The sequence below is a fragment of the Ruegeria sp. CJ9 genome (assembly GCF_056536625.1).
Map to the genome: position 1 here is coordinate 287,154 of NZ_JBQFPY010000001.1, position 12,780 is coordinate 299,933.

At 57.3% G+C, this 12,780-nt stretch carries 11 protein-coding genes; 2 read left to right on the forward strand and 9 right to left on the reverse strand.

Translation table 11 applies throughout. The features are described 5' to 3' along the window. Positions 1-79: 79 nt before the first annotated feature. The 7 genes from ACR0AJ_RS01510 to ACR0AJ_RS01540 all read right to left on the reverse strand — a co-directional run bounded on the left by ACR0AJ_RS01510 (position 80) and on the right by ACR0AJ_RS01540 (position 7,981). Entirely contained in the window at positions 80-1,291 is a 1,212-nt protein-coding gene (locus tag ACR0AJ_RS01510) for an ABC transporter permease (protein WP_170358184.1), read from the reverse strand. Positions 1,292-1,297: 6 nt separating this feature from the next. After that, positions 1,298-2,572, reverse strand: a complete 1,275-nt coding sequence (locus tag ACR0AJ_RS01515; protein ID WP_170348512.1) for an ABC transporter permease — start codon at positions 2,570-2,572, stop codon at positions 1,298-1,300. A gap of 70 nt (positions 2,573-2,642) precedes the next feature. Next, positions 2,643-3,740: an ABC transporter substrate-binding protein gene (locus tag ACR0AJ_RS01520; RefSeq protein ID WP_170393819.1), complete on the reverse strand. Its 1,098-nt coding sequence runs from the start codon at positions 3,738-3,740 to the stop codon at positions 2,643-2,645. A gap of 110 nt (positions 3,741-3,850) precedes the next feature. Then, the gene (locus tag ACR0AJ_RS01525; RefSeq protein ID WP_170348510.1) at positions 3,851-4,942 is read right to left on the reverse strand and encodes an ABC transporter ATP-binding protein; all 1,092 of its coding nucleotides are present in this window, start codon (positions 4,940-4,942) and stop codon (positions 3,851-3,853) included. 146 nt (positions 4,943-5,088) lie between these two features. After that, positions 5,089-5,799, reverse strand: a complete 711-nt coding sequence (locus ACR0AJ_RS01530; protein ID WP_170513693.1) for a maleate cis-trans isomerase family protein — start codon at positions 5,797-5,799, stop codon at positions 5,089-5,091. After that, positions 5,796-6,941 (reverse strand): M24 family metallopeptidase, encoded by a 1,146-nt coding sequence (locus ACR0AJ_RS01535; RefSeq protein WP_480739900.1) that lies wholly within the window; start codon positions 6,939-6,941, stop codon positions 5,796-5,798. Before ACR0AJ_RS01535 ends, ACR0AJ_RS01530 begins: the two co-directional genes overlap by 4 nt. Beyond that, positions 6,938-7,981 (reverse strand): pyridoxal-phosphate dependent enzyme, encoded by a 1,044-nt coding sequence (locus ACR0AJ_RS01540; RefSeq protein WP_480740297.1) that lies wholly within the window; start codon positions 7,979-7,981, stop codon positions 6,938-6,940. The genes ACR0AJ_RS01535 and ACR0AJ_RS01540 overlap by 4 nt, the downstream gene beginning before the upstream one ends. 85 nt (positions 7,982-8,066) lie before the next feature. On the opposite strand from ACR0AJ_RS01540, the gene ACR0AJ_RS01545 reads away from it, so the two are divergent. Continuing rightward, positions 8,067-9,251 (forward strand): M24 family metallopeptidase, encoded by a 1,185-nt coding sequence (locus tag ACR0AJ_RS01545; RefSeq protein ID WP_170348507.1) that lies wholly within the window; start codon positions 8,067-8,069, stop codon positions 9,249-9,251. Further along, complete coding sequence (gene argE, locus ACR0AJ_RS01550) at positions 9,209-10,405, forward strand: acetylornithine deacetylase (protein WP_480739902.1); 1,197 nt, start codon at positions 9,209-9,211, stop codon at positions 10,403-10,405. The genes ACR0AJ_RS01545 and argE overlap by 43 nt, the downstream gene beginning before the upstream one ends. Here the strand turns inward: argE and ACR0AJ_RS01555 are convergent. Together ACR0AJ_RS01555 and ACR0AJ_RS01560 are read right to left on the reverse strand one after the other, a co-directional pair. Then, positions 10,402-11,268, reverse strand: a complete 867-nt coding sequence (locus tag ACR0AJ_RS01555; protein ID WP_480739903.1) for an urea carboxylase-associated family protein — start codon at positions 11,266-11,268, stop codon at positions 10,402-10,404. The genes argE and ACR0AJ_RS01555 overlap by 4 nt on opposite strands. 29 nt (positions 11,269-11,297) lie before the next feature. Beyond that, the gene (locus ACR0AJ_RS01560; RefSeq protein ID WP_170548544.1) at positions 11,298-12,776 is read right to left on the reverse strand and encodes an aldehyde dehydrogenase; all 1,479 of its coding nucleotides are present in this window, start codon (positions 12,774-12,776) and stop codon (positions 11,298-11,300) included. Positions 12,777-12,780: the final 4 nt, after the last annotated feature.

Here is a 12,780-nt window from a genome sequence, read left to right on the forward strand (position 1 = left end):
CCATGCACCCCGCGTCGCGTCACGACGCCATCGTGACCGAGGTGCATGGTGAAATCGCTAAATCAGCTTTCGAGTCGCGTCAAGCCGGGCTGAGACCTCGCAAGCGTTCAGACCGGCGCCGCAGCAGTTCGACCGTGGTCAGCAGCGCAATCGAGATCACAACAAGAATGGTCGCAACCGCCAGAATGGTCGGGCTGATCTGCTCGCGCAGGCCAGTGAACATCTGCCAGGGCAACGTTTTCTGACTGGCCGAACCGACGAACAGAACCACAACAACCTCATCAAACGACGTGATAAAGGCGAACAAGCCACCCGAGATTACGCCCGGCAAGATCAGCGGCATCTGGATTTTGAAGAAGGTCCGTACTGGCCCTGCCCCCATATTCGCCGCGGCCCGAGTCAGGGATCGGTCAAACCCGACCAACGTCGCCGTCACCGTAATGATAACGAACGGAATACCCAGAACCGCATGAGCCAGAACAACTTTGATGTATCCGACAAAGTTCTTGTCCATGCCCAATGTTCCCTCCATGAAACGACCGATGTCGCTGTAGAAAAAGAACATACCCGTGGCCGAAATGATCAGCGGCACAATCATGGGCGAGATCAGGATACCCATGATCGCCCGACGACCGGGCACGTGCGACTGGCTGAGACCAATGGCAGCAAGCGTCCCCAGTGAAACCGAAATGATGGTCGCGATTGGCGCGATAATCAGCGAGTTTTTGAAGCTGCGCTGCCATTCATTGTTGGTGAAGAAATCACGGTAATGCTTCAGCGAGTAGCCTTCGGGGTCCAAACGCAGCATCTCAGGCGTGAAGGTAAAGAAGTCCTGCGCGTTGAACGATAGCGGCAAAACCACAAGGATGGGCGTGATCAGGAACACGAAGATCGCGCCGCAGATAACCCGAAACAGGTAATGTCCAAACACCTGCTGGCCCGTCAAATAGGGCAGCAGCCTTTGCCGATAGCGCCCCTCGTACAGCCAGAAGATGAAGAAGGCAAAGAACCAACCGGCCAACAAGCCGACGATCAACCCCGTAAATCCGGCGAACAGAAAACCGATCACCCCCATCCCAAGAATGGTGATCCAGCGTGCGACACGTTCATTGTCCAGAACCGTGATATAGACCCAGGCCAGCGCCGCCATCAGCGCGGCACCTATCAGGATGCCCAGCAGGGCACTGCCCTGCCCGGCCCCGACGAACATGCCGAGGAAACCTCCGGCGGCGGCGACTGTGGGCAGAACCATCGACAACGGCTTGCGGGATATTGGTGTAAGTGCTGCCATGATATTTTATCCCAATTTCACGTTATCGATGCCCACGATCTTGTCGTAGCACCAGTACAGAAGCATGACGACCGCCAGCAGGATCGTCCCCAACGCCGCAGCCAGTCCCCAGTTCAGCGAGGACGAGATGTGATACGCAATCCGGTTCGAGATGAAGACACCCTTGGTGCCACCCACGATCTCGGGCGTGATGTAGTAGCCAATGGCCAGAATGAACACGAGGATCGAACCGGCCCCAATTCCCGGAATTGATTGTGGGAAGTAAATCCGCCAGAAAGTAGTCCAGTTGGTGGCCCCCATCGACTTGGCCGCACGGGTATAAGACGGCGGGATCGTCTGCATCACCGAATACATCGGCAGGATCATGAACGGCAGCAGGATATGCGTCATCGCGACGATCGTGCCGATCTGGTTGTTGATGATCACAAGTCGCGCATCATCTGCGACCAACCCAAGCCAAACCAGAGTTTCGTTAATGACACCTTGTTGTTGCAGCATCACTTTCCAAGCCGAAGTTCGCACCAGAAGCGATGTCCAGAAGGGCAACAGCACCAGGATCATTAGCATGTTTGAAACACGCATCGGCAAATTCGCCAACAGGTAGGAAACCGGATAGGCCAGCAGGATACAGGACCCAGTAATGATCAGGGACATGAACAGCGTACGGCCAAACAACTTTACAAGTATCTGCTTGTCTTCCGGCTGCGCAGAAACTCCGTCGGGCGTCAGCCTTAAATCGACGGCGGCAAGAAAATAACCGGGGGTCACGTTTCGGGAATGGGTCTTGATCACACGCCAGTTTTCGACGTCCCCCCATCCTTTGTCCGCGTCAATAAGCTTTTCTTTGAACGGCGCATCCGCTTCAGGGTCCCATTTCCGGATTTTTCGACCGGATTTACGGAACAGGGACGAGATGCCCGGTTCTTCATAGTTCAACCGTGATCCCAACCGGGTGTGTTTCTTTTCAGCAACCGCAACGATCATATCATTGACAAAGGCGTCATAGACGGCCTCGTCCGGCAGTTCGCCGCTTTTTTCATCCCAATTTTCCAACGCCACGACCGTCAGAGGCAGCGTTTTTTCCACGATACCGTTTTCCACCGAACGGAACAGCATCGACGCAATCGGAATTATGAACGAGAACAGAACGAACAGAAGAAGGGGCGCAATCAATAACAGAGCGCGCAGCTTTTGCCGTCTTAATGAACGTGCCAGAGATTGCTTGAGCGGCGTTCCGTCCGCGGCCAGCATCGGTCCTGCGTTTTGGCTTGCGTCAGTCATCAGTGCCCCTTGGTTTTATGGGTCAAGGGGCAGCGTGCCGCCCCCTGACTGGTTTTTTGAACTTGAAAGGTTACTGCGACAGCCAGGCCTGGAAACGTGCGTCCAGATCATCGCGGTAGTCAGCCCACCATTCGTAGTTGTTCACAAAGGTGTTTTTCGCGTTACGCGGATCAGTCGGCATGTGCGGTGCCATGTCGATACCCAGATCGGCATGCTTATCGACCAGAGGCGCCGAGGACTTACGTGCCGGACCATACGAGATGTATTTTGCCTGATCCGCCAGACGCTGTGTATCAGACGAGAACCGGATGTAATCCAAGGCTCGTGCCTCACGCTCAGGGCTCAGACCAGCCGGGATCGCCCAGCCGTCCAGATCAAACATCTGCCAGTCCCAAGCCATGCCAACAGGCTGATTCTGCTCGACAATCATCGAGAACAGACGGCCATTATAGGTGGACCCCATAAAGATCTCGCCATCAGCCAAAAGCTGAACCGGCTCGGCGGCGGCCGACCACCAGATCGTCTGATCCTTTATCGTGTCCAGCTTGGCCAACGCACGTTCAACACCCTCTTCAGTTTCAAGCGTGTCGTATACGTCTTCGTACGCTACGCCATCACAAAGCAGGGCCCATTCCATATTGGCGATCGGGCGTTTGTTAAGTGCGCGTTTGCCTGGATACTTCTCAAGGTCGAATACGTCACATGCTCCGGTCGGAGCATCTACACCTTCAGGCACCATATCGGTGCGATAACCGAAGGTTGTCGAGTAAACGATCGTCGGGATGTAGCAAGGCGAGACAAGCTGATCGCCAAAGTCCTCAGACGCAGGTGTCCCATCAGGCGCAGGGGCCAGATGCACGTCGGGGTCGATTTCAATAATCAGGCCTTCGTCGCAGGCTCGAATATTGTCAGCGGCTTCAAGATCGACAACGTCCCACGTGACGTTGCCCGCTTCGTTCATAGCGCGCAGCTTGGCAACACCTTCGGGCGAGCTGTCATCATTCAGAATGGTGACACCAGTCTTTTCCGAATAGGGCTCGTGATACGCTTTCAACTGCGATTTGGAATACGCGCCGCCCCACGAGACGATTGTCATCTCTTCGGCCATAGCGCCACCAGCAATTGCGGCAACCGCACTCGCCAATAGAGTGGTTTTGGTAACTTTCATTGTTAACTCCCTGTTATTCCCGTTAATTTTAGCTTTTCAGATCAGGTCACGGGGTGCCTGATCATCTGATATCCCGCGCGTCCGGGCAGAGCGCGCGGGTATTTCCCTGCTCAGGCGTCAAGCGCCCGGCAATCATGGGCCAGCCAGCCGATTTCAACCTCTTGGCCTGGCTGCAGTTTTACCGCATCCGGCGCGTTTCGGGTTTTGATGATGAAATCGTCGTTCCCCGCAACAGACAGGCGGAAGCGGAACACGTCACCCATATAGATGAATTCTTTGACCGTTGCCTTCAGCGTATGCGCATCGGCGTGCAGACGATCTTTGTTGAACTCGACCCGTTCGGGGCGGATGGAAACCTTGGTCCGATCTCCCGGGTTGTGGACGTTTACCGGTTTGGCGTCAATCTCAGACCCATCGTCCAAAGCCACCACGCACGAATCGCCGTCGATAGATTTAACAACGCCTTCCAACGTATTGTTTTCGCCAATAAACTGCGCAACGAAGCTATTTTCGGGTTCTTCGTACAGAAGATCCGGTGGGGCCAATTGCTGAATGCGCCCATCGTCGAACACTGCGACACGGTCCGACATCGTCAACGCTTCGGTCTGGTCGTGTGTCACATAGACCGTGGTGATCCCAAGCTCATGCGCCAGTCGGGTGATTTCAAACTGCATATGTTCACGCAGCTGTTTGTCCAGCGCACCCAGCGGTTCGTCCATCAGCACCAGTTCGGGTTCGAAGACCAGCGCCCGCGCCAAGGCGATACGCTGTTGCTGACCACCCGAAAGCTGCGCCGGACGGCGGCTGCCAAAGGCCCCCATCTGAACCATATCCAGCGCGCGCTTGACCTTTTCCTCGCGCTGATCCTTGCCCATTTTCCGCACTTCCAAAGGAAAGGACAGGTTTTCGGCCACGGTCATGTGCGGAAACAGGGCATAGTTCTGGAACACCATCCCGATGCCACGTTTATGCGGGGGAATATTGTTGATCGGTTTCCCGTCCAACATGATCTCGCCATGTGTGGCGGTTTCAAACCCTGCCAACATCATCAGGCAGGTTGTCTTGCCAGACCCTGACGGGCCCAACATTGTCAGAAACTCACCTTTTGGTAACGAGAGGTTTAGATCTTTTACAACGAGTATTTCACCATCATAAGACTTTTGGACACGTTGAAACTCGACGAACGCAGCGTCATTGGACATATACCGACTTGGCTCCCTGTGCGGTCTGTTGGTTGCCCGGTTTATCCGGATCTCAAAGACCATTGGGGTCATTTAAGGACATGCAGGGCGCGCCGCGCAACCAAAAATATATTTGAAGCACTACAATTTTGGATACGGTCACCCCTTCAATGATGCGAATTCAGTTCCCGCATGTGCCACGCAAGGCTTTGATTGCTGGACAAAACCGGCTTTCCTAGCCGCTCCTGAATCTCACGGATCGCATCAAAAGTTCTTAGATTTGTGCAGCTTAGAAAAATAGCTTCAACCGAAGAATCAGCACCAAGCTTGAGCGCTGCATCAACCACAGAGCGCCGCGAAATGCGCACAACTTTCGATTCTTCAGCCTCTCCGAACGAGCCGAAAACATCCATTGAAACCCCATTTTCGGCGAATGCCCGACGTAATGGTTCGTTCACATCTTGTATATATGGCGACAGCAGCGCGAATTTTGAGACTCCCAAATGCGCCGCGCAGGCCGATGCGGCACGCAAAGGGTTGGTGACCACAGCAGTATTGCAGGTCTCTTGCACCATACGCTCGACCTGTTCGGATCCGATGACGGAACTGGCGGATGTGCATCCATATCCAACCACCTTGTAGGGGCGAATTTTCGGCAGCAAATCCGCCGCTGCGGGCAAAGCCTTTTCCATTTGCGCCAAGGTATCAGTCGTAACCTCTGTCCCACTTGGAATACGCGAGACATAGATCGGATAGGTTCGATCGGCGAAATAGGCATTGAACTCTGGCTCAATGGTCTCATCCGTTTGCAAAACGATCAGGCCCATTGGTGAGGCAGCTGGATCATCCGCATCCAACGTATAGGGAAGATAGCTCATATCTGGGGCAACTCCGGGCCGACTCTTGGGCTGATAAAGCGCGGTGCGCCTTGCGTGATGACGATATTTTCTTCGTGGACCAGTATTTTATCGCCCACGGCGATGCCTGGCTCTAATGTCAGGACCATCCCGGGTTCCAATACCGTGTGATCCGATGGGATCAGAGAAGGCCATTCCGTCAACGACATGCCAAGGCCATGTCCCAACCTCCCTGCACCGGTGTCTTCGCTGTTTCGGGACAAGATCGCGTTCATTGCGTGGAACAGATCAGCTGCAGTTGCGCCTGGGCGTGCCGCTTCAAACCCCGCATCTGATGCTTCGATCAACGTGGCATAAGCGTCGCGCACCTGCGCCGACGCCTGCCCGACCGACCAATTGCGGTCGTAATCGCAAAAATACCCGTCCCACACCAAGCCCGTGTCCAGCATTAAAACATCCCCCGGCACCAATGCGGTTGGACGGGCTGGAGAAATCACATCGGCATACCCGCCCTGCTCGGCCCCGCCAGCCAGATACGGCACCCAATCCGCGCCTTCCTCAAGGCACAGCATCTGAAAACGGCGGAACACCTCGTCCAAAGCAACATCTTCAGCGGCGATCTCAGGCACGCGTTGAAAGGCCCTGCCCCCGATTGCGCAGGCGGTTTCGATCTTGGCGATCTCTGCCTCGGATTTCACCATCCGCAGCGCACGGAGAATACCTCCGTCGCTGCCCAGACGACGGGAACACAACCTTTCCTGCAACCTGTTAAGATCGGCCAAAGGCATGCGAACATGGGTTTCGTGACCATCCGGCAGACCGATTACCGCATCTGCAGGGCAGATTTCGAACAAAGCGTCGGCCAGCAGGCTAACACCATCGTCGGTCACGTCCGGTGCACTCCAGGTGCGAATGTCTTCGATCCAGGTTGTCGCCATCAATGCCGACCCGATCGAGGGGATGACAGCGATCGGTTTGCCAGTTGCGGGCACGATCAGGTACCACGGGCGTGTCGGGCTTTCCCAAAATCGGGTCAGGTATCCTGTAAAATAGCGAACCTCGGGTTCTGTGGTCAGCAACAGCGCCGACAGCCCCACTTGCGCCATCCGATGTTGCGCACGCTCGGTCCGCGACTGGAATTCGGACGCTTCAAAGCCCCTCATTCGGCAATCTCTGAAATAATGCACAGAACACGAGCATTTGGCTCGATGCCCAGACCCGCCCGCGCATCTGCATTCATCACGGCGGCAACCCCCGCCCCGCCCGAAGCCGTTGTAGCGATGCCAGCATCGGCCATTGCGGGAAGATGTTCAGTCACCTGCTCATCGGTTAGGGTCAGGAAACTGTCGGCATCCCTGGCCAATCCGTTCAAGGCAATCAGAGACGGTTCCTTGCAATCGAGACGCCCCATGACGCTGTCCGGACCATCGGCGAACACGCAGGCGCCAGCCTCAATACTGGCTTGCAAGGCCGGAGCTGCATCGGGTTCGACAACGATGATCTGAGGTTCTTGCCCCCAAGCCGTCCTCATATAGGCTGCGGCCGCTCCGGCCAAACCACCAACACCGGCCTGCAACATGATATGGGTCGGCACTTGCGGGCATTGGCGCACAGCTTCGGCGGCCATCTGCAGGTACCCCTCCATCAGAGTATGCGGCAGTTCGTAATACCCCTCCCACGAACTGTCCGACAGCAATATCCATCCGTTATCCCGCGCTGCTTTACTTGCAGCCTCCATGCTGGCGGCATAGTCCACGCCCTCGCGCACAACATCAGCACCCTGAGCGCGCAGGCGTTCGGCAAAACTTTCGGGTACGGTGTCTGCGATATAGACGACAGAATTGGCCCCGAAACGGCTCGCACCGGACGCGACGCTTAGGCCGTGATTGCCTGCGCTGGCGGTGACATAGGTCCGACCCGCCAGTGTCGAGGCGTCCGGGTTTTCCGCGATATCCGCCGCATGGCGCGCGATGACATAGGCCGCACCCAAGGCTTTGAACGACCCCAGATCCATCCGACCACGTTCATCCTTTGCCCACAGGTGTGCGACATCGGCCAACCCCTTCACTTCGGTCAGAGGCGTTTCTTTGTCCGACAGGCAGCGTGCGATCAATTCTGACGCGCGCGCGACATTGGTCGAAGGGTACGGCGCGGCCTCGATCAGTTTCAGGCCGCCGCGATGAGGGTTGGATGTGATTTTCAATTGAGCGTCTTTCCTGAGTTGCCCATTGACGTGATCGGATTCGTCAAGTTCTGTCAACAAAACTCGGTCACCACAGGAGCGTCCCATGGCCCATGCCAATCCGGCATTCAGCCCATCTGAGTATGATCGTCGGCTGGCAAAGACGCGTGCTGCCATGGCAGCAGCTGGTCTGGATGCGCTGTTCATTGAAGACCCGTCTAATATGACATGGCTGACGGGATATGAGGGTTGGTCATTCTACGTGCATCAGGGCGTATTGGTTCTGCATGACCGTGATCCGATTTGGTGGGGCCGCAATCAGGACGCCAACGGTGCCCGGCGCACGGTCTGGATGAAAGACGATCGGATTCGCGGGTACGCGGATCACTATGTGCAATCGACCGCCCGCCACCCGATGCAGGACCTTGCGGCTTTGATCCAGGACTGTGGACTGGCAGCGGGTCGGATCGGTGTCGAATTGGACAACTACTATTATTCGGCCAAGGCGCATCTGACCTTGATGGCCGAACTGCCGCAGGCCGAACTGGTCGACGCGAATGGGTTGGTGAACTGGCAACGCGCGGTGAAATCAGACGAGGAAATCACCCTGATGCGCAAGGCCGCGCGCATCTCGGAACATGTCACCGACGGCGTGATTGACCGGATTGAACCCGGATTGCGCAAGAACGAACTGGTCGCGCAGATTTATCACGATGCAATCTCGGGTGTGGGCGAAGACTGGGGGGATTACGCTGCCATCGTGCCCTTGCTGCCTTCGGGCAAGGATGCTGCCGCACCGCATCTGACATGGGATGGTGCGCCCTTCAAATCCGGCGAGTGCACGTTCTTTGAACTCTCTGGCTGTTACCGCCGCTACCACACGCCTTTCTGCCGGTCAGTTTTTCTGGGTCAACCGCCCGATTTTCTGTTGCGAGCCGAGGCGGCGCTGGTCGAGGGGCTTGAGGCTGGGCTGGACGCCGCCCGCGCGGGCAATCAGGCACGTGACATCGCGTTGGCCCTGGCCGCCCCGCTGGAGCGCGCCGGGATCGAACGCGGTGCGCGATGCGGCTATCCGGTTGGCCTCAGCTATCCGCCGGATTGGGGCGAGCGCACAATCTCTTTGCGCCCCGAGGATGAGACCGTTCTGGAACCCGGCATGACCTTCCACTTCATGCCCGGTCTTTGGATGGACGACTGGGGGCTTGAGATCACAGAGTCGATCCTGATCACCGAAACCGGAGCCGCGGAATGCTTTTGCAACCGGCCCCGAAAACTGTTCGTAAAGCCATGACCCTGCTAAGAACCACGGAAATCCTTGCCGATCTGATCGCCTTTGAAACGGTATCCGCTGACAGCAACCTTGAGATCATCCGCTATCTGACCGACCGCCTTGAGGCTTTGGGCGCGCGCTGTATCGAAACGCGGGATGCAACGGGCAAAAAGGCCAATGTCTTTGCCACGCTCGGGCCGGAAATGGCGGGTGGCATTTTGCTGTCAGGCCATACGGATGTGGTTCCGGTGGCCGATCAGGACTGGACAACGAACCCGTTTGAGATGACCGAAAGGGACGGCAAACTCTACGGTCGCGGCACCTGTGACATGAAAGGGTTTATCGCCGCCGCATTGGCCTTTGCCGAGACCTTGGACGTAAGCAAACTGACCCAACCGCTGCATTTCGCCTTTACCTATGACGAAGAAACCGGCTGTCTGGGCGCGCAGAACCTTGTCAGTGACCTATCCGAACGCGGCATCGTACCGGACATCGCCATCATCGGCGAACCAACCGAGATGCGCGTGATCGAAGGGCACAAGGGCTGCTTCGAATACACCACCAGTTTCGTTGGGCTTGAAGGGCATAGTTCGGCCCCTGATGACGGCGTCAATGCGGCTGAATACGCGGCGCGCTATATCGGCAAACTACTGGAGCTGCGTCATATCTTGAAATCGCGCGCGCCAAAGGGCAGCCCGTTTGAACCGCCCTGGACCACGGTCAATGTCGGGCGCATCTCGGGCGGTGTTGCCCATAATGTCATCGCCAGCAAAGCCGAGGTCGCGTGGGAAATGCGCCCCGTTCAATCCAGCGACGCCGAACTGGTCAGAAGCACCCTATCAGATTACGTCAAGCACAGCTTGTTGCCCGAAATGCAGGCCGTCCACCCCGACGCGAGCATCACGCAAGAAGCCGTGGCCGAGGTCGAAGGGCTTGAACCCATGGACGAAAACGCCGCGCGCGAATTGGTGGCCGAACTGACCGGCGCCAATGCCACTGGCGTCGTCGCCTTCGCCACCGAGGCCGGCCTGTTCCAACAACTGGGCGTACATGCCATTGTCTGCGGGCCGGGCTCGATCACCCAAGCGCACAAAGCGGACGAGTATGTCGAGATCGAGCAGCTTGATCTGTGCTGCCGAATGCTGAACCGCCTGGGCCGCCGCCTGATCGCTTAACCAGCTCCGTGTGTGCGGTTATAGGCCGAGCGCGCGGGTTGCACATGCGCGGCGCGCGCATCCTCGCCCGGATCATAGACCTCCATCACCAGCGGATAGCAGGCGGCAGCGTCCGAGGAATGCTCCGACGAACAATCCCCTCCGGGACAGGCCGAAAGACCGACGATCAAATCGATCTCGGCGTAGAACTCAAGATAGTCGCCGGGGCGCACCGGGCTTGCCTTCATGAAATACTGCCCGGTGTCTCGGGTGAACCCGGTACACATGAACACGTTCAGGACGTCATGCACCAGCATCTCGGCCTCGTGCAGCGGCAGGTTGCAATGGCTGGCCAGCGCACGGGTCAGGTTGGAATGGCAGCAATAATGGTAATCGTCGCCGGACAACAACCGCCCCGTATAGGGATCGCAGCGCGTGCCGATTACGTCATGGACCGATCCGCCGAACGCGTCGAACCCGTACCAATCCAGCGTATCATCGACGACAGTCGCCATAGGGCGCATGTTGGGAAAGCTCGACCACATGCGATCCCCGGTCGACAGATGGGTGCCGTGCAAAGCGCGGGTTTTGCCGGAATAGAACCGCTCGGACAGGTCGTGCTTGTTCCACATGTTCAGGTCGCCGACCTGCGGCCCATCGACCGACAACACCCGAACAAACGCGCCTGCCGGTACGTCGATACAGGCCGCATCACGTGGCGCTGCGATGGCCTCGGCGGTCTTGCTGGCGCCCTGCCGCAGTTTGGCCAACCCGGTCAGGTCCGGTTGCGTCAACGTCTCGGGCGGGTAGCAAATGACCGGTTGGATGGCCTTGCGGTCATCTGCATCCGTTGGTGCCGCGAAGTTCGAGTTTACCAGTTTCATCAACGCTCTCCCCGTGCTTTTGCACAGGCTTAGCGCATAATGAACGGGTTCGCCATCGGCTCTTGCGCGGTGTTGATCCAGGTTGTTTTGGTTCTGGTGTAATCCAATATTGCCTCAACCCCGGCCTCGCGCCCATAGCCTGATTGGTTGAACCCGCCAAAGGGCGCAATCGGTGAGATCGCACGATACGTATTCACCCAGCAAATCCCTGCTCTGATCCGTTTCGACACCCGATGCGCCCGCGCGAGATTCTGCGTGAACACGCCTGACCCCAGCCCATAAGGTGTGCTGTTCGCAAGCGCGATCGCTTCATCCTCGGTATCAAACGGCAACAGAGACATCACTGGCCCGAACATTTCGACCTTCAGCGTTTCTGTATCAGCCGAGGCGCACTGAACCAGTGTTGGCTTCATGTAATTCCCCGGTCGATCCGCGATCTCGCCCCCAAAGCGGACCGTCGCGCCCTGCCCGCGCGCTTTGGCCAGCGTTTCCTCGATTCGTCGCACCTGTGTTGCAGTGCAGAGCGGCCCCACATGCGTTTCCGCCTGCAGTGGGTCGCCCAACCGGATGCCGCTGGCCTTTTGCTCAATCCGTTCGATCAGCGGTTCCAGAATGGATCGATGCACCAAACCTCGTGTTCCTGCTACGCAACTCTGCCCCGAGGCGCCAAAGTTCCCGGCGATCAGACCATTGGCCGCGCCATCCAGATCGGCATCTTCAAACACCAGAATTGGGGATTTGCCCCCCAGTTCCAACGAGGTGACAGCAAAGTTCTCGGCCGAGTTGCGCACCACATGCCGCGCAGTCTCTGGCCCACCCGTAAAGGCAATACGGTCAATATCCGGGTGGCGGGTCAGCGGAATGGCGCAGTTTTCAGCGTCACCTGTGATGACCGAGACGACGCCGGGTGGAAACCCGGCCTGTTCAATCAACCGCGCAAACTCCAGCATTGGCGCAGGCGCGATTTCTGAAGCCTTCAAAACGACCGAGCACCCCGCCGCCAGTGCCGGACCCAATTTGGTCGCCGTCAGGAACATCTGCGCGTTCCATGGCACGATGGCAGCAACAACTCCGATAGGTTCGCGGGTCGTAAAGACGTGCATGTCGGGCTTGTCAATAGGCAGAACCGTTCCTTCGACCTTATCCGCCAGACCCGCGAAATAACGGTAGTAGTCCGCTACATAACCCGTTTGTGCCGAAGTTTCCGCCAGCAGCTTGCCGCTATCGGTCGTCTCCAGTTCACCCAACTTAGTCGCATGTTCGGCCACCAGATCGGCCAGCCGGTACAACAGCTTGCCTCGCGCAGTCTGCGTCATATCCCGCCACGCCGGATCGTCCAAAACGCGTTTGGCAGCCGCAACTGCGCGATCGACATCCGCGGCCGAGGCACAAGCGAACGTGGCCCATCCCTGCCCCGTCGCTGGGTTTTCTGATGTCATGACCTGTGCGTTTGACCCTTCGGACCATTTGCCATCAATGAACAATTGAAAATGCGGAAGATTTCCCATGGTG

What these genes read in the sequence shown, in the direction of transcription:
- ACR0AJ_RS01520 (WP_170393819.1), bottom strand. Translation starts at nt 3,740, where the DNA reads ATGAAAGTTACCAAAACCACTCTATTGGCGAGTGCGGTTGCCGCAATT.
- ACR0AJ_RS01560 (WP_170548544.1), bottom strand. Translation starts at nt 12,776, where the DNA reads ATGGGAAATCTTCCGCATTTTCAATTGTTCATTGATGGCAAATGGTCC.
- ACR0AJ_RS01525 (WP_170348510.1), bottom strand. Translation starts at nt 4,942, where the DNA reads ATGTCCAATGACGCTGCGTTCGTCGAGTTTCAACGTGTCCAAAAGTCT.
- argE (WP_480739902.1), top strand. Translation starts at nt 9,209, where the DNA reads ATGCTTTTGCAACCGGCCCCGAAAACTGTTCGTAAAGCCATGACCCTG.
- ACR0AJ_RS01510 (WP_170358184.1), bottom strand. Translation starts at nt 1,291, where the DNA reads ATGGCAGCACTTACACCAATATCCCGCAAGCCGTTGTCGATGGTTCTG.
- ACR0AJ_RS01530 (WP_170513693.1), bottom strand. Translation starts at nt 5,799, where the DNA reads ATGAGCTATCTTCCCTATACGTTGGATGCGGATGATCCAGCTGCCTCA.
- ACR0AJ_RS01515 (WP_170348512.1), bottom strand. Translation starts at nt 2,572, where the DNA reads ATGACTGACGCAAGCCAAAACGCAGGACCGATGCTGGCCGCGGACGGA.
- ACR0AJ_RS01535 (WP_480739900.1), bottom strand. Translation starts at nt 6,941, where the DNA reads ATGAGGGGCTTTGAAGCGTCCGAATTCCAGTCGCGGACCGAGCGTGCG.
- ACR0AJ_RS01545 (WP_170348507.1), top strand. Translation starts at nt 8,067, where the DNA reads ATGGCCCATGCCAATCCGGCATTCAGCCCATCTGAGTATGATCGTCGG.
- ACR0AJ_RS01555 (WP_480739903.1), bottom strand. Translation starts at nt 11,268, where the DNA reads ATGAAACTGGTAAACTCGAACTTCGCGGCACCAACGGATGCAGATGAC.